The 16,980-nt window shown below is 67.4% G+C and carries 15 protein-coding genes and 1 tRNA gene; 5 read left to right on the top strand and 11 right to left on the bottom strand.

The window, feature by feature from the left end; all coding sequences use genetic code 11:
• Positions 1-87 precede the first annotated feature (87 nt).
• From BCR55_RS10275 to recA, 9 genes are all read right to left on the bottom strand, one after another.
• The gene (locus BCR55_RS10275) at positions 88-438 is read right to left on the bottom strand and encodes a TonB family protein (protein ID WP_006406502.1); all 351 of its coding nucleotides are present in this window, start codon (positions 436-438) and stop codon (positions 88-90) included.
• 588 nt (positions 439-1,026) lie between these two features.
• Positions 1,027-2,808 (bottom strand): Wzy polymerase domain-containing protein, encoded by a 1,782-nt coding sequence (locus BCR55_RS10265; RefSeq protein ID WP_065494524.1) that lies wholly within the window; start codon positions 2,806-2,808, stop codon positions 1,027-1,029.
• Positions 2,809-2,931: 123 nt separating this feature from the next.
• The gene (locus tag BCR55_RS10260) at positions 2,932-3,531 is read right to left on the bottom strand and encodes a pilin (protein WP_006411816.1); all 600 of its coding nucleotides are present in this window, start codon (positions 3,529-3,531) and stop codon (positions 2,932-2,934) included.
• A 101-nt stretch (positions 3,532-3,632) separates the two neighbouring features.
• A complete protein-coding gene (locus BCR55_RS10255; protein WP_006398392.1) occupies positions 3,633-4,337 on the bottom strand; it encodes a TerC family protein in 705 nt (234 codons plus the stop codon).
• Between the two features lie 157 nt (positions 4,338-4,494).
• Positions 4,495-5,376 (bottom strand): succinate--CoA ligase subunit alpha, encoded by an 882-nt coding sequence (sucD, locus tag BCR55_RS10250; RefSeq protein ID WP_006398391.1) that lies wholly within the window; start codon positions 5,374-5,376, stop codon positions 4,495-4,497.
• A gap of 64 nt (positions 5,377-5,440) precedes the next feature.
• Complete coding sequence (gene sucC, locus BCR55_RS10245) at positions 5,441-6,607, bottom strand: ADP-forming succinate--CoA ligase subunit beta (protein WP_006406507.1); 1,167 nt, start codon at positions 6,605-6,607, stop codon at positions 5,441-5,443.
• Between the two features lie 68 nt (positions 6,608-6,675).
• On the bottom strand, positions 6,676-7,275 hold the full coding sequence (locus tag BCR55_RS10240; protein WP_035488916.1) for a DUF2889 domain-containing protein: 600 nt from the start codon (positions 7,273-7,275) through the stop codon (positions 6,676-6,678).
• 146 nt (positions 7,276-7,421) lie between these two features.
• Positions 7,422-8,279: a recombination regulator RecX gene (gene recX, locus BCR55_RS10235; protein WP_006406509.1), complete on the bottom strand. Its 858-nt coding sequence runs from the start codon at positions 8,277-8,279 to the stop codon at positions 7,422-7,424.
• Positions 8,279-9,352 carry a recombinase RecA gene (gene recA / locus BCR55_RS10230; RefSeq protein WP_006398386.1) on the bottom strand — a complete coding sequence of 358 codons (1,074 nt, stop codon included), beginning with the start codon at positions 9,350-9,352 and terminating at the stop codon, positions 8,279-8,281. The genes recX and recA overlap by 1 nt, the downstream gene beginning before the upstream one ends.
• Positions 9,353-9,540: 188 nt before the next feature.
• Between recA and BCR55_RS10225 the strand changes: the two genes are divergently transcribed.
• From BCR55_RS10225 to BCR55_RS10210, 4 genes are all read left to right on the top strand, one after another.
• On the top strand, positions 9,541-10,299 hold the full coding sequence (locus BCR55_RS10225; RefSeq protein WP_006406510.1) for a response regulator transcription factor: 759 nt from the start codon (positions 9,541-9,543) through the stop codon (positions 10,297-10,299).
• A gap of 18 nt (positions 10,300-10,317) precedes the next feature.
• Positions 10,318-11,862 (top strand): sensor histidine kinase, encoded by a 1,545-nt coding sequence (locus tag BCR55_RS10220; protein ID WP_006406511.1) that lies wholly within the window; start codon positions 10,318-10,320, stop codon positions 11,860-11,862.
• Between the two features lie 226 nt (positions 11,863-12,088).
• Positions 12,089-13,747, top strand: a complete 1,659-nt coding sequence (locus BCR55_RS10215) for an MFS transporter (RefSeq protein ID WP_035488914.1) — start codon at positions 12,089-12,091, stop codon at positions 13,745-13,747.
• 157 nt (positions 13,748-13,904) lie between these two features.
• Positions 13,905-13,981: transfer RNA gene (locus tag BCR55_RS10210), tRNA-Met, on the top strand.
• Between the two features lie 110 nt (positions 13,982-14,091).
• Here BCR55_RS10210 and BCR55_RS10205 read toward each other — a convergent pair.
• Both BCR55_RS10205 and BCR55_RS10200 read right to left on the bottom strand, forming a co-directional pair.
• The gene (locus BCR55_RS10205; RefSeq protein WP_059937311.1) at positions 14,092-15,060 is read right to left on the bottom strand and encodes a LysR family transcriptional regulator; all 969 of its coding nucleotides are present in this window, start codon (positions 15,058-15,060) and stop codon (positions 14,092-14,094) included.
• Between the two features lie 150 nt (positions 15,061-15,210).
• Entirely contained in the window at positions 15,211-16,179 is a 969-nt protein-coding gene (locus BCR55_RS10200) for a GlxA family transcriptional regulator (RefSeq protein WP_053296868.1), read from the bottom strand.
• Between the two features lie 113 nt (positions 16,180-16,292).
• Between BCR55_RS10200 and BCR55_RS10195 the strand changes: the two genes are divergently transcribed.
• Positions 16,293-16,976, top strand: coding sequence for a DJ-1/PfpI family protein (locus BCR55_RS10195; protein WP_065494523.1), 684 nt, complete (start codon positions 16,293-16,295; stop codon positions 16,974-16,976).
• Positions 16,977-16,980 lie beyond the last annotated feature (4 nt).

The following is a 16,980-nucleotide window of genomic DNA, read 5'->3' as shown; positions in this document are numbered from 1 at the left end:
TGACGGGCGCACGCGATAGTCGATTCGCCGCACGCGTCGGCGATCTGCGATTCGAATCGCTTCAGTTCGACAGCGCCCCGCTCCGCGTCACTGGCCGCGCTGCGGCTCGAACACGAACGGCTGCGTCAGCAGGAAGGGGTTCGCGGCGGCGCCGGTCTGCGTGCACGTTGCGCGCGCCATCGCCTCGACGGCCGCCCGGTCGGCCGCGGCGTTGCGGCTGCTCGTCGTCACCGTCACGTTCTGCGCCTCGCCGGACGCCGTCATCAACGCGCGCACGAGCACGGTCGCCGGCCGCGTGAGCGGCTTGGCGGTATCCGGATAGACGGCACGCGGAATATGGCACGTCAGCTTGCTTTCCTGCGACGACGACAGCATCGCGCAGCCGGAAAACAGCATCGCGACGGCAGGCAGGATCAGGTAGGTCGAGCGAATAGCCATGGTCGAATATCGTTGTTCAGGTCTGTTCCGGACGAACGCCGCGTGACGGCGGCATCGCTCCCCGCACGCGCTCGGCTGGCCGCGGCCGTCGGACCGGCGCCCCGTGACGGCCACGCGGCCTCTCGAACGATCGGCCGCGATCCCGCTGCGTACCCAGCCGACGCGACGTCGAGCGCCCTCGAGCCCGAAACGTTGCGTCGACGTGCGCGAGCGCGCGTCGGAAGGCTTTCGCGCATTGTGCACGCGCCGTCGCGCGCATGGCAGCGATTTGACAATGGTTGACGGGAATCGCGCCCGATTTGGCGCGACTCCGTGCGATCCGGGAAGCAATCGCCGCGCGGCGCGGAATCGCGTGTGCCGCGCTGCCGCACGATCGCCGCTGTATCGCCCGTATCGAGCGGCGCGAATTCCGCTTATCCGGCACCGTGCCGCCACTTGCCCGGCGTCGTTGTGCGACTCCGTGCGATGCGCAAAGCAATCGCCGCGCGTCTCGGGAATCGCGCCCGCGCAGTGCGCTCGCCCGACCATCGCCGTATCGCCTGAACCGGGCGGCGCGCATCCCGCTTGTCGGCCGCTGCGCCGCGTCTCTTACTCCGTATCGTCCTCGTCGTCAGACTCGTCGTCCGCATCGGACGGCACTTCGCCGTATTTCGCGACGATCGCCGCCTTGAACGCCTTCAACGACGGATGCTCGTCGCACAGCTTGTAGAGCAACGCGAGTTGCGCCGGCCAGTCCTTCAGCTCCTTCGCGAACACCTGCAGCCGCGCGACGGTATCGAGCGCATCGGCTTCCCGCCCGTCGAGCGCCTGCAGCACCGCATAGCGGCGCAGCACCGTCTCGCCCGGCAGCAGCGCGATCGCGCGCTCGTGCGCGGCGAGCTTCGCCGGCAGATCGTCCGGCGAGATCGTGAGCAGCGTGGCCGCGCCGTAATCGCCCCACGCGTGGAACAGCAGCGACGGCGCATCGCGATACTGCGCGGCCGGACTGCTGCCGTAATACAGCACCTCGGCGCGCTGATAGTCGCGCAGCACGGGAATCGTCGCGAGCAGCCCGGCGAACGACAGCACCGCGAACAGCGCAAACGCCGCGCGCGCAGGCAGCACGCGCAACGGCTTCACGTCGAGCAGCCCGATCACGAACATCGCGGGCAGCAGGAAGAACATGTATTGCTGCGGATACTCGACGAGCGCGTGCATCAGCAGGATGCCGATCAGCGCAAAGCCGAACACGCGCGAGCTCGACTGCGGTGCGCGCACCGCCCGCACAAACCACATCACGAGCGCGACGGCCAGCACACCGAGGCCGACGAGGCCGGACTTCGCGAGCAGGTCGATGAAGATGTCGTGCGAGTTGTTCGCGATCTCGACGCCGCCAAGCGCGCGCGCCAGCGCAAACTGGTGCGACGGGAACTCGCCCCAGCCGACGCCGAGCAGCGGATGCTCGCGGAACATCGCGAGCCCGTACTTCCACAGCGCGAGGCGCGGCGCGATCTGCCCGGCGTCGCGCATCCGCTCGGCCGCCGATTCGGCGAGATTCAGCTGATAGTGGACGTTGGCCCAACGCACCGCGACGTTCACCGCAACGAACGCGACCACGAGCACGACGGGCAGCAGCCACGCGCGCGCGGCGCCGCGCGTGCGGCGCGATTCGACCCACGCCATCCAGAAACCCGCGACGACCATCACCGCGACCTGCAGCCACGGACCGCGCGACACCGTCAGCGCGAGCCCAGCCGACAGCACGACCGAGAGCGCGAGCCAGGCCCACACCGCGAGCCTGCGCGTCTGCACGAGATACAGCGCACCGGCCATCGCGAATGCGATGTAGGTCGCCAGATGGTTCGCCTGCGCCATGTTGCCGTAAGGGCGCCGGTCGACCGCGATGTTGTACATCACGACGAACGGCGACACCGCCGACTCCAGATGAAACAACTGCACGACCTGACACGCGACCGCGAACACGCCGCCGATCAGCAGTGCGCCCGCCATCATCCGCGCGACCGCGTCGCCGAGCCCCTCGCGCGCGAGCGCGTAGCCGGCCTGCATCGCAACCAGCGCGGCCGCGAGATAACCGAGCGCGAGCCCGTTCATCGACGGCACCTTCAGCGGCAGCAGCACGAGCTGCGCGATCAGCACGAGCGCGAAGCCGATCGGCGCGACGAACGCGGCCGGTGCGGCAAACGGTTCGGCCGCGCGCTGCGCGCGCACCAGCAGCACGACCGACAGGCCGAGCAGCAGATACAGCACGAGCGCGGAAAATTCCGAATAGAAGGTCGGAATCGGATACGTGTGGGTGGTGATCGCATACGGCACGATCAGCGCGACAGCCAGTGCAATGAGCGGCAACGAACGGGTAAAGGTAGAAGGCATGAGCGAACCGGATGTCAGCAACCGGCGCACTATACAAAACTTTCCCCCCTCTGTGCGGGGCCGTCGCGCGGCACGCGATGCACGCGCAGCCGCGCGCTGCGCGTGCCCTGCCCCGCCGCGGCGCTACGCGCGGCATTCGGCCGGCGCATATTTGGCCGGCAACGTCGCGGCCGTACCGGGCAGCGGCCCCGCTCCGGGCGCCGGCAGCGATGACGCATCCTTGCCTGCGGCAAAGCATTCCCATGCGATCGCGCCGGCCTGCATCTCGCCTTTCTTCAACGGCACGCGCCCCGTCGGCGTATCGGGCTTGTCGGGCGCCGACGGCACGAGCACCAGCGTATTGGCGCCCGCCGCGGCGACGCGCGCGGTATACGCCACGGTGATCTGGCCTGTCTCCGCGTCGATGCGGATCGATTCGACGTTGCGCGTCGCGGCCGGCGCACTATAGCCGCCGTCGAGCCCCGTGCCGCTCGCGGCATTGTCGGCAACCGCGAGCCGCGCGGACGAGGCGAGCGCGAGCCCTTCGCCCACACGCGAGCGCGCGAGATAGTCCTGGTACGCGGGGATCGCATACGCGGCGACGACGCCGACGATCGCCAGCACGATCATCAGCTCGATCAGCGTGAAACCGGCGCGCCACGCACGCAGCGGGGCCGGCCGCCGCGCGCGCCGCAGATCGGCGGCCATACGGCGGAACAGGGAAACGGAAAAGGCTTCGAACATGACGGGCTCCGGAAACGAAAAACGCCTGCCGGTTCGGCAGGCGTTTCGATCGTAGCCAGCGGGCCGCGAGGCCGGCACTCGGCCGGACGGCCAACGTCGCGTCAGTGCGCGCGCGTCACGCTGCGCCGCCTGCGCAGCGCGTAGCCCGCAGCGACGACGAGCAGCGCACCGGCAATGCTCGCGCCGTAGACCGCGGCCGGCGTGTCGAGCACCGGCCAGCGATCGCCGACCGGGTCGTGCACGATCAGCCCGCCGGCAATCCAGCCGAGCAGGCCTGCACCGAACGCGACGACGATCGGGAAACGGTCGAGCAGCTTCAGCACCAGCGTGCTGCCCCAGACGATGATCGGCACGCTGACGACGAGCCCGAAGATCACGAGCGCGATCCGGTGCGACGGGTCGGCCTGCTCGGCCGCGCCGGCGATCGCGATCACGTTGTCGAGGCTCATCACCGCGTCGGCGATCACGATCGTCTTCACGGCGTCCCACAACCGGCTGGCCGGCTTGATGTCGTCGTGCGCGTCGGGCGCCGGCGCCATCAGCTTGATGCCGATCCACAGCAGCAGCAGCCCGCCGCCGAGCTTCAGGAACGGCACGTCGAGCAGCACGACCGCGAACACGATCAGCGCGACGCGCAGCAGGATCGCGCCGGCCGTGCCCCACACGACGCCGCGCAAGCGCTGATTGTCCGGCAGGTTGCGGCATGCGAGCGCGATGACGACGGCGTTGTCGCCGCCAAGCAAGATGTCGATGATGACGATCTGGAGCACCGCGCCCCAGTGCAGCGACGTGAGAAATTCGACCATGGCGATGTGTTTCGCAGGACTTGGCCGTCCGACGGGGCGGCCAGAATGGAGACCGGCACGCGCATCGCACGTACCCGGAGATTACAAACGGATTGCGCGAGGATAACAAAAAACGCCGGCTAGGCCGGCGTTTTCTGTACGACGCACGTCGCGGAAATTACAGCGCTGCCTTCAGCAGGCGGCCCATTTCCGACGGGTTGCGCGTGACCTTGATGCCGCAGGCTTCCATGATTTCGAGCTTCGCTTCGGCCGTATCCGCACCGCCCGAGATCAGCGCGCCGGCGTGGCCCATGCGCTTGCCCGGAGGCGCCGTGACGCCCGCGATGAAGCCGACGACCGGCTTCTTCATGTTGTCCTTGATCCACTGCGCGGCGTTCGCTTCGTCCGGACCGCCGATTTCGCCGATCATCACGACCGCATCCGTATCCGGATCGTCGTTGAACATCTTCATGACGTCGATGTGCTTCAGACCGTTGATCGGGTCGCCGCCGATACCGACTGCCGACGACTGGCCGAGGCCGAGCGCGGTGAGCTGCGCAACGGCTTCATACGTGAGCGTGCCCGAACGCGACACGACGCCGATGCGGCCCTTGCGGTGGATGTGACCCGGCATGATGCCGATCTTCAGCTCGTCCGGCGTGATCGTGCCCGGGCAGTTCGGCCCGAGCAGCAGCGTCTTGCGGCCTTCGCGACGCATGCGGTCCTTCACTTCGATCATGTCGCGCACGGGGATGCCTTCCGTGATGCAGATCGCGAGATCGAGATCGGCTTCGACCGCTTCCCAGATCGCGGCCGCGGCGCCTGCCGGCGGAACGTAGATGACCGACACGGTCGCGCCGGTTTCTTCCTTCGCTTCCTTGACGCTCGCGTAGATCGGAATGCCTTCGAAATCTTCGCCGGCCTTCTTCGGGTTCACGCCCGCGACGAATGCTTCGCGGCCGTTTGCATACTCACGGCAGGCGCGCGTGTGGAACTGACCGGTCTTGCCGGTGATGCCCTGCGTGATGACCTTCGTGTCCTTGTTGATCAGAATCGACATGTATTTTGACCTCTGTTCGATTGGCGTCGCGTGCGAAGCGCGCCGCCATGCGTATTCGATAGCGTTACTTGCCTGCGGCAGCCGCGACCACCTTCTGCGCAGCCTCTTCCATGCTGTCCGCCGAGATGATCGGCAGGCCGGAATCGGCCAGCATCTTCTTGCCCAGGTCCTCGTTCGTGCCCTTCATGCGCACGACGAGCGGCACGTTCAGGTTCACGGCCTTCGAACCGGCGATCACGCCTTCCGCGATCACGTCGCAGCGCATGATGCCGCCGAAGATGTTCACGAGGATCGCCTTCAGGCCCGGGTTCTTCAGCATCAGCTTGAACGCTTCCGTGACCTTCTCGGTCGTCGCGCCACCGCCGACGTCCAGGAAGTTCGCCGGTTCGCCGCCGAACAGCTTGATGGTGTCCATCGTCGCCATCGCGAGGCCCGCGCCGTTCACGAGGCAGCCGATGTTGCCGTCGAGCGAGATGTACGCGAGGTCGAACTTCGACGCTTCGATTTCAGCCGGATCTTCTTCGTCCAGATCGCGGTACGCGACGATTTCCGGGTGGCGGAACAGCGCGTTCGAGTCGAAGTTGAACTTCGCGTCGAGTGCGATGACCTTGCCGTCGCCGGAAACGTTCAGCGGGTTGATTTCAGCCAGCGATGCGTCGGTTTCCCAGAATGCCTTGTACAGGCCTTGCAGGATCGCGCGTGCTTGCGGAATCGAAGCAGCGGGCACGCCGATCTTCGTGGCGAGGTCGTCTGCCTGCGCGTCGAGCAGGCCCGTCGAGGGCTCGACGATGACCTTGTGGATCAGTTCCGGATGCTTTTCGGCGACTTCTTCGATGTCCATGCCGCCTTCGCTCGAACCCATCAGCACGATCTTCTGCGAGATGCGGTCGACGACGAGGCTGACATACAGTTCCTGCTTGATGTCGGCACCTTCTTCGATCAGCAGGCGGTTCACCTTCTGGCCTTCCGGGCCCGTCTGGTGCGTGACCAGCTGCATGCCGAGGATCTGGTTCGCGTATTCGCGCACCTGCTCGAGCGACTTCGCGACCTTCACGCCGCCGCCCTTGCCGCGGCCACCCGCGTGAATCTGAGCCTTGACGACCCACACCGGGCCACCGAGCTCTTCCGCCACCTTGACGGCCTCGTCCACCGAGAACGCCGGCTTGCCGCGCGGTACCGCGACTCCGAATTTCCGCAGGATTTCCTTACCCTGGTACTCGTGAATCTTCATGCGTGATTCCCTTCAGTCTGAGAGTTGGATGAAAAGTCGCTTAAGACGCTTCTTTGAATGATTTCCGTTCATTCCTTCGTGCCGCCCGACTCCGGCCGGCTCGCGCCGTACCACCGCGGGTAGTACTGCCGCACGACCTCGCCGTCGAACCGCAGCGCACGGCAGCGGCCGAGCTGAAAAGGCGGTTCGTCGTGCGCGTCGTCGTGCTCCGGCCCTTCGCCGCCCGCCTCGCGCACGTTCCATACGTCACCGGCGAACGCCTGGATCGCCGCCGTCGGCAGCACGGCGCACAGTTCGGTGAGGTGCGAGCAGCCCGCGGTGCCCGACAGGAGCCGGTTCGCGTCGCGACGGAAATTGCGGAAGAGGTTGAGCCCGATCAGGGCCCGGTAGGCGGGAGGAGCGGATTGACAGTGACCCGGATATGGCACCCATTCCGACGACGCTTCGGCGTCGACGACGTTGAGGTCACGATCGATGGTCACGCGCAGCCAGAGTTCGTGGATCGGCAGGCCCTGAGGCCGAATGCCCGATGCAAGCGCGACGTCGCGCGGCTTGTGATCGGTCAGGCAGGCTTCGATATCCCACAAGCCGTCGCCGCGCTCGTAGGCGTCCGCTCGGATTGCGCGTCGATGTCGCAACTGACGGGGCACGGGCTCGGATAGCGGCATGCTGGAGGTTGAGGCCGAAGAGGAAAACCCGTGGATTTTAGCATACTGGGTATTTGAGACAGGCCGCCGCAACGGCGGGTATTCCCGCCTGTCGGGGAACGATCGCATTGCAGCAAAATCGCGCGCCACGCGCGCGCTCGGCTGCGTCAATCGTCGACCGGAAAATCGTCGCCGACTTTCAGCAACTTCACGATGGTCGCGCTCGAGAAGCCGCGCGCGGCCAGAAAGCGCGCCTGCTTCGCGCGCTCGGCCGGCGTTTGCGGCAGTGCACCGAATTTCTTGCGCCAGACCGCCTGCGCGCGCGCCCATTCGGTCTCGCGCAGCTGCGCGTTGAGCTCGTCGACGAGCGCGTCGCCGATCGCGTGCCGCTTCAGTTCGCTGACGATGCGCGCCACGCCGACACGCGACGCACGGCGATGCACGAGACTCTCCGCAAAGCGCGCGTCGGACAGCCAGCCGTCCTTTTCGAGCGCGTCGAGCACGGGCTCGACCGATTCGTCCTCGGCCGCGTACGGCGCGAGCTTGCGTGCGAGTTCGGCACGACTGTATTCGCGCCGCGAGAGATAGCCGAGTGCGCGCCCCTTCAGCGAGCGCGGCGGCTTCGACGACTTGCGCTCGCTGCTGTCTCCGGCGTCGCCGGATGCGGCACCGCCCGCGCGGCGCGTGCGGCGCGGATGCTGACTGCTGCGTGTATAGACGTCTTCCGCGGCCGATGCCGTGCCGCCGGCTGCGCGATCGCGCGGAAGGCCGAGGCCGGACACGCGCCGGCGGGAACGATCGTGCGCATCGAACGATTCGTCGTCGTCGAACGGATCGTCCGGTGCGGCGATCTCAAACGAAACGAGGGCATCGTCGGATGCCCTCGTCGCGGTGCGGCTTGCGGCAGCATGACTGCCCGGCAGCCGCCGGCCGGCGCCCGAGGATTCGGCTGGCCGGCCGGCGCGCGCCGCTTCCGGCGTATCGCGCTCGTCCGGCTCGGCAGGCTTGCCTCGGCGCCCGACCATCACTCTTCTTCGTCCATCGCCTCGGCTTCGTCGTGGCCCGCGCCATCCGGCATGGCGGCAACGCCGAGCGATTCACGAATGCGGTTCTCGATCTCGCGCGCGATTTCCGGATTCTCGCGCAGGAATTCACGCGCGTTGTCCTTGCCCTGACCGATCTTTTCGCCGTTGTAGCTGTACCAGGCGCCCGCCTTGTCGACGATCTTCGCCTGCACGCCGAGATCGATGATCTCGCCCTGACGCGAAATGCCCTCGCCGTACAGGATGTCGAAGATCGCTTCGCGGAACGGCGGCGACACCTTGTTCTTGACGACCTTCACGCGCGTTTCGTTGCCGATCACTTCGTCGTTCTTCTTGATCGAGCCGATCCGGCGGATGTCGAGACGCACCGACGAATAGAACTTCAGCGCGTTGCCGCCCGTCGTGGTTTCCGGGTTGCCGAACATCACGCCGATCTTCATGCGGATCTGGTTGATGAAGATCACGAGGCAGTTCGTGCGCTTGATCGTGCCCGTCAGCTTGCGCAGCGCCTGCGACATCAGGCGCGCCTGCAGGCCCGGCAGCGAATCGCCCATCTCGCCTTCGATTTCGGCCTTCGGCACGAGCGCCGCGACCGAGTCGATGACGATCATGTCGATCGAGCCCGAGCGCACCAGCGCGTCGGTGATTTCGAGCGCCTGCTCGCCGGTGTCCGGCTGAGAGATCAGCAGATCCGGCACGTTGACGCCGAGCTTCGCCGCGTACTGGACGTCGAGCGCGTGCTCGGCGTCGATGAACGCTGCGGTACCGCCCAGCTTCTGCAGCTCGGCGATGACCTGCAGCGTGAGCGTGGTCTTGCCGGACGATTCCGGCCCGTAGATCTCGACCACGCGGCCGCGCGGCAGGCCGCCGACGCCCAGTGCGATGTCGAGCCCGAGCGAGCCCGTGGACACGACCTGGATGTCCTCGGCCGCCTCGCCGTCGCCCATGCGCATGATCGACCCTTTGCCGAACTGCTTCTCGATCTGCGCGAGTGCGGCAGCCAGCGCCTTGCTCTTCTCGGCGGTCATCCCGGAGCCCTTCTTGCTTTCTTCCATGAATCGTCCTTTGCTATGATGAGCAGCGTCTGTAACAGGCGCGCCCGCTTTCAAGCGCTGCCCACGAATGCAGACACTGTATAAAAAAACAGTGTTTTGTGCAAGCCCGCAATCAGGCTGCGTTGTACACGAATATTCGGAGACAGCCGTGCCGGCGCCAACGCGCTGCCGGTCACCGGTCACGCACCATGCGAATTCTCATCGCCGAAGACGACAGCATACTCGCGGACGGCCTCACCCGGTCACTCCGCCAATCGGGCTATGCGGTCGACCACGTGAAGAGCGGCGTCGAGGCCGATACCGCGCTGTCGATGCAGACTTTCGACCTGCTGATCCTCGATCTCGGCCTGCCCAAAATGTCCGGGCTCGACGTGCTGAAGCGCCTGCGCGCGCGCAATTCCAATCTCCCGGTCCTGATCCTGACCGCCGCCGACAGCGTCGACGAGCGCGTGAAAGGGCTCGATCTCGGCGCCGACGACTACATGGCCAAGCCGTTCGCGCTGAACGAGCTCGAGGCGCGCGTGCGCGCGCTGACGCGGCGCGGCGCCGGCGGCGGCCCGACCGTCGTGCGGCACGGCTCGCTCGCGTTCGACCAGGTCGGCCGGATCGCCTATGCGAACGACCGCGTGCTCGATTTGTCCGCGCGCGAACTCGGGCTGCTCGAAGTGCTGCTGCAGCGGATCGGGCGCCTCGTGTCGAAGGAGCAGCTCGTCGACCATCTGTGCGAATGGGGCGAGGAAGTCAGCAACAACGCGATCGAAGTGTACGTGCACCGGCTGCGCAAGAAGATCGAGCCGAGCGGCGTGCGGATCGCCACCGTGCGCGGCCTCGGCTACTGTCTCGAGAAGGTCGTGCCGGCCGCGCCCGCCGACGCGCCCGCGCCACAGCCCGCCGCGGCCGATCCGGCTTCGCCGAAGCCCGCGACAGCCGGCACGCCGCTGCGCTGACGCCCGGCCGTCGCCGCGATGGCCACGCCGGCCCCTTCCCGCCATCCGACCGGCGAGCCGTCGTCGGCCGCGGACGCGGCGCGCGACGCGCGCTACGCGAATCCGTTCGCCCCGCCCGACGAAACCGAAACGCCCGAAGCCGCGCGTCCGCGCTCGCTGTTCGGCGAAATCCTCGACTGGATGCTCGCGCCGCTGCTGCTGCTGTGGCCGATGAGCATCGCGGTCACCTACCTCGTCGCGAAGACGATCGCGAACGGGCCGTTCGATCGCGCGCTCGAAACCAACGCGTACGTGCTCGCACGGCAGATTCATCCGGTCAACGGCGTCGCCGAGCTGACGCTGCCGCAGCAGACGCGCGACTTCCTGCGCGCGGACAACATCGACAGCGTGTATTTCCAGGTGCTCGGCACGCGCGGCGAGCTGGTCGCCGGCGAAGCCGACATGCCGCTGCCGCGCGACGAGGATCGCCCGCCGCCGGGCGTCGTCGTGTTCCGCGACGATCTGCTGCGCGGCAACGACGTGCGCGTCGCCTATACGACCGTCGCGCTGCCCGACGCGAGCGGCACGCAGCCGGTGCTCGTGCAGGTCGGCGAGACGCTCGACAAGCGCAACGCGCTCGCCAACGACATCATCAAGGGCGTGATCCTGCCGCAGTTCGTGATCCTGCCGCTCGCGATCCTGCTCGTGTGGTTCGGCCTGTCGCGCGGGCTCGCGCCGCTCAACGCGCTGCAGGCGCACATCCGCGCGCGGCGTCCCGACGATCTGTCGCCCGTCGAGGCGCAACGCGCGCCGCCCGAGATCGAGCCGCTCGTCACGTCGTTCAACGACCTGCTCGCGCGGCTCGAGCAGAGCATGGCGCTGCAGAAGCGCTTTATCGCCGATGCCGCGCATCAGATGAAGACGCCGCTCGCCGGCCTGCGCACGCAGGCCGAATTCGCGCTGCGTCACGCGGTGCCGCCCGACGTGCAGCGCTCGCTCGAGCAGATCGCGACGAGTTCCGAGCAGGCCGCGCGGCTCGTCACGCAGCTGCTCGCGCTCGCGCGCGCGGAGAACCGGGCGAGCGGGCTGATGTTCGAGCCTGTCGAGATCGCGGCGCTCGCGCGGCGTGCGGTGCGCGACTGGGTGCAGGCCGCACTCGCGAAACGGATGGATCTCGGCTACGAAGGCCCGCCCGACGACGCGCCGATCGACGTCGACGGCAATCCGGTGATGCTGCGCGAAATGCTCGGCAACCTGATCGACAACGCGATCCGCTACACGCCGGAAGGCGGGCGCATCACCGTGCGCGTGCACGCCGACCGCACCGCGCGGCTCGCGCATCTCGAAGTCGAGGATACGGGGCCCGGCATTCCGGCCGCCGAGCGCGGCCGCGTCGTCGAGCGCTTCTACCGGATCCTCGGCCGCGAAGGCGACGGCAGCGGGCTTGGGCTCGCGATCGTGCGCGAGATCGCCACGCAGCACGGCGGCACGCTGACGATCGACGACCACGTGTACCAGACGGCGCCGCGCCTTGCCGGCACGCTCGTGCGCGTCAGCCTGCCGCTGTCGGTCGCCCCGGATTAACCCTGAGGCGCGGCCGAACACGCCGCCGCCGCGACTTCGGAATCGGCGCTTTACCGTCCGTTCGCGACACGATCGGCGTGCAAAGCGCGCGATTCGGCGCGGGTTAACGTGCAGTCGCTTTGCGCGCGCCAGTCAGTGCGCCGTAAGTTTCCGTGCCAATAATCGTCGACAGGCCCGCCCATCCAAGGCGGCCGCACATCTATATCAAGAGACTTGGAGACGATTCATGGCAACGTTAGGCGGGCAAATTGCACACTCGCCGATGACGGCCGAAGAGAAGAAGGTGATCTTCGCGTCGTCGCTCGGTACGGTGTTCGAGTGGTACGACTTCTACCTGGCCGGGTCGCTCGCGGCCTACATCAGCAAGAGCTTCTTCTCCGGCGTCAATCCGACCGCGGCCTTCATCTTCACGCTGCTCGGCTTCGCGGCCGGCTTCGCGGTGCGGCCGTTCGGCGCACTCGTGTTCGGCCGGCTCGGCGACCTCGTCGGCCGCAAGCACACGTTCCTCGTGACGATCGTGATCATGGGCGTCTCGACATTCGTGGTCGGCTTCCTGCCCGGCTACGCGTCGATCGGCATCGCCGCGCCGGTGATCTTCATCGCGATGCGGCTGCTGCAGGGCCTCGCGCTCGGCGGCGAGTACGGCGGCGCGGCGACCTACGTCGCCGAACATGCGCCGGCGAATCGCCGCGGCTTCTACACCGCGTGGATCCAGACGACCGCGACGCTCGGCCTGTTCCTGTCGCTGCTCGTGATCCTCGGCGTGCGCACGTTCATCGGTGAAGAGGCGTTCGGCGCATGGGGCTGGCGCGTGCCGTTCGTCGCGTCGATCCTGCTGCTCGCGGTGTCGGTCTGGATCCGGATGCAGCTGAACGAATCGCCGGTGTTCCTGCGCATCAAGTCGGAAGGCAAGACGTCGAAGGCGCCGCTGACCGAAGCGTTCGGCCAGTGGAAGAACCTGAAGATCGTGATTCTCGCGCTCGTCGGCCTGACGGCCGGCCAGGCCGTCGTGTGGTACACGGGCCAGTTCTACGCGCTGTTCTTCCTGACGCAGACGCTGAAGGTCGACGGGGCGAGCGCGAACATCCTGATCGCGATCGCGCTGCTGATCGGCACGCCGTTCTTCCTGTTCTTCGGTTCGCTGTCGGACAAGATCGGTCGCAAGCCGATCATCCTCGCCGGCTGCCTGATTGCTGCGCTCACCTACTTCCCGCTGTTCAAGGCGCTGACGCACTACGCGAACCCGCAGCTCGAGATCGCGACGCAGAAGGCGCCGATCTCGGTCGTCGCCGATCCGGCGGCGTGCTCGTTCCAGTTCAACCCGGTCGGCACGTCGAAGTTCACGAACTCGTGCGACATCGCGAAGAGCGCGCTGGCGAAGGCCGGTCTGAACTACGAGAACGTCGCGGCACCGGCCGGCACGACCGCGCAGATCAAGGTGGGCGACACGGTGATCCCGGCCTATGACGGCAAGGCGGCCGATGCGAAGGCGCAGGGTGCGGCGTTCGACAAGACGCTCGCGTCGACGCTGAAGGCGGCCGGCTATCCGGCGAAGGCCGATCCGGCGCAGCTGAACTGGCCGATGACGATCGTGATCCTGACGATCCTCGTGATCTACGTGACGATGGTCTACGGGCCGATCGCGGCGATGCTGGTCGAGATGTTCCCGACGCGGATCCGCTATACGTCGATGTCGCTGCCCTATCACATCGGCAACGGCTGGTTCGGCGGGTTCCTGCCGGCGACCGCGTTCGCGATCGTCGCGGCGAAGGGCGACATCTATTCGGGGCTGTGGTATCCGATCGTGATCGCGCTGGTTACGTTCGTGATCGGGCTGCTGTTCGTCAAGGAGACGAAGGACTCGAACATCTACGCGCAGGATTGACGGTCAGGCACGGGGACGGCGCCGTGCCGGCGGGATCGGCCGGCGCCCCATTTGCCCGCCTGTGCACCCGTGGTGCGGCTGCCCGGCACTTTTTTTTCGGCCCGGATGAAAAAAGGTGTTGACAGCGGGGCGGGCGATCTACATAATTCAAGTCTTCGGCGAATTAGCTCAGTCGGTTAGAGCGACGGAATCATAATCCGCAGGTCCGGGGTTCGAGTCCCTGATTCGCCACCAAATGCGAAAAGCCGCTGTTCCGAAAGGATCAGCGGCTTTTTTCATTGCATCGCGCGCCCAGCGCACCGCCGCGCCCTCCCTGCCCGACAACACACCCGCCACCGTTCCACTCAAGCCGCCACCGACCCTACCGCCTCACCCTCAACCTTCCCCCGCACATTCCGCCGCCAGTTCTCCCCGCCTTCAAGCGCCGGCGTCGACTCGAACACCTCCGCGATCCAGTCCGCGAACACGCGCACCTTCGCCGACAGATGCCGGTTGTGCGGATACATGATCGAAATCGGCTTCGGCTTCGGATTGCAGTCCGGCAGCACCTCGACCAGCGACCCGTCGAGCAGATTCGACACCACCATGAACAGCGTCGGCTGAATCATCCCGAACCCTTCCAGCCCGCAGTTCACGTACGCATCCGAATCGTTGACCGTGACGCTCGCATTCATCCGCACCTCGACCGGCTTGCCGTCGATCAGGAACACCCACGGCACCGCGCGCCCGCCCTGCGTCGCACGGAAGTTCACGGCGTAGTGCCCGGCGAGATCGGCGATCTCGCGCGGCTCGCCGTGACGGGCCAGATAGTCGGGCGCCGCGCACGTCACGCGTCTGAGCATCCCGATCCGGCGCGCGACCATCGACGAATCCTCGAGCGGCCCCACGCGAATCATGCAGTCGATCCCCTCCTCGACCGGATCGACCGGCCGATCGGACAGCCCGAGATCGAGCGTGATGTCCGGATAGCGCTGCCGGAACAGCGACAGCGACGGAATCACGAGCCGCCGTCCGAGCGAACTCGGCATGTGAACGCGCAGCACGCCGGTCGGCTTGCCCTTCTGGAAACTCGCGTCCGCTTCCGCGATTTCCGACAGAATCTTCACGCAGTGCTCGTAGTACGCGGCGCCCTCCGGCGTCAGCGACAGCCGCCGCGTCGTACGGTGCATCAGGCGCACGCCGAGCAGCGCCTCGAGATTCTGGATGATCGTCGTGACCGACGCGCGCGGCATCGCGAGCGTCTCCGCGGCGCGCGTGAAGCTGTTCGCATCGACCACGCGCGTGAAAACTTCCATTGCCTGGATCCGGTCCATGCCGTTCCCCTTCGAATCGCCAACGGGACAGGATAGAGCCGCCGGACGGCGCGGCACAAGCCCCACCCCATTGTTCTCCTCTCCTGAATAGTCGCGCCGCTTTCGCACATCGCGCCGCCGATTTTCGTCGGCTCGATGCCGCGCGTCGGCTCAGCGCACGAACCGCTCGCGATATTCCTGCGGCGACACGCCGAGCACGCGCACGAAGCTGCGCCTGAGCGTCTCCTCGGACCCGAACCCGCAGCGCGCGGCGATCCGCTTGACCGGCCAGCCGGTCTCGCCGAGCAGGCGCTGCGCCGCCTCGACGCGGATCTGCTCGACCGCGCGCGCCGGCGTGCGGCCGGTGCTCGCGCGATAGTGGCGCACGAAGCTGCGCTCGCTCATCCGCGCGCGCTCGGCAAGCGCCGGCACCGACAGATCGGCGCTCAGATGTTCGGCGATCCATGCATGCAGTTCGCCGAACCGGTCGTCGGTGCGCTGCATCGACAACATCGCGCTGAATTGCGCCTGGCCGCCGGGGCGCTTCAGGAACACGACGAGCTCGCGCGCGACGTCGAGCGCCACCGCGCGGCCGAGATCCTCTTCGACGAGCGCCAGCGCAAGATCGATGCCGGCCGTCACGCCGGCCGACGTCCACAGCGCGCCTTCGCGGATAAAGATCGGATCGGCTTCGACGCGCACGTTCGGATAGCGCGCGGCAAGCTCGTCGCAACGCGTCCAGTGCGTGACGGCGCGACGCCCGTCGAGCAGCCCCGCTTCGGCGAGCAGGAATGCGCCGGTGCAGACCGATGCGACGCGTCGTGCGCGGTCCGCCTGCCGACGCACCCAACGCACGAGCCGCGCGTCCCGCGACGCCGCATGCACGCCCTTGCCGCCGGCGACGATCAGCGTATCGATGCCGCGCGCGGCCGAGCGCAGCGAGTCGGCAACCACCGCGACGCCCGACGACGTCTCGACCGGCCCCGCGTCGGCGGCGACGATGCGCGGCACATAGGGCGCCGGCCGTCCGCGCTCGAGTGCGAGTTCGTTGACGGATGCGAACACCTGCAACGGCCCCGATACGTCGAGCAATTGCGCGCGCGGAAACGCGAGGATCAGGATCGGGCGCGGCGACGACATGGCGATTGGCGGAAAACGTGGGCGATATGGCAATTTCGCCAAACACTACGCGCCTAGAATCGCTCTGTCCATCCCGCGCCGCGGCGTGGCCCTTCTCTTCACGGAGTCCCGGCATGACCCTGCATATCGGTTTTCTCGTCTTTCCCGGCGTCCAGCAGCTCGATCTCACCGGCCCGCACGACGTGCTCGCGTCGCTGCCCGACGCCGCCGTGCATCTCGTGTGGAAATCGCGCGAACCGGTCGCGTCGAGCAGCGGGCTCGCGCTGACGCCGACGCACACGTTCGCCGACTGTCCGCCGCTCGACGTGATCTGCATTCCGGGCGGCAGCGGCATCAACGCGTTGCTGCTCGATGCGGAAACGATCGCGTTCGTGCAGCAGCGCGCAGCGAATGCGCGTTACGTGACGTCGGTGTGCACCGGTGCACTGCTGCTCGGTGTCGCAGGCCTGCTGCGCGACCGCCGCGCGACCACGCACTGGCGCTTTCACACGCTGCTCGAACGGCTCGGCGCGGTGCCCGTGCGCGAGCGCGTCGTGCGCGACGGCAACCTGATCACCGGCGGCGGCGTCACGGCCGGTATCGATTTCGCGCTGACGATCGCCGCGGAACTCGTCGGCGACGAAGAAGCGCAGGCGATCCAGCTGCAGCTCGAATACGCGCCCGCGCCGCCGTTCGACGCCGGCTCGCCGGACACCGCACCGGCATCGGTCGTCGCGCGCGTGAGCGCGCGCACGGCCGCCGGGTTCGACAACCGCGCGCAAACGATCGATCGTGCGCTCGCGGCCATGGCGCGCTGAGCGC

Source organism: Burkholderia sp. CCA53 (assembly GCF_001685525.1).
GTDB lineage: Bacteria > Pseudomonadota > Gammaproteobacteria > Burkholderiales > Burkholderiaceae > Burkholderia > Burkholderia multivorans.
This window is presented reverse-complemented; position numbering and strand designations above follow the sequence as displayed.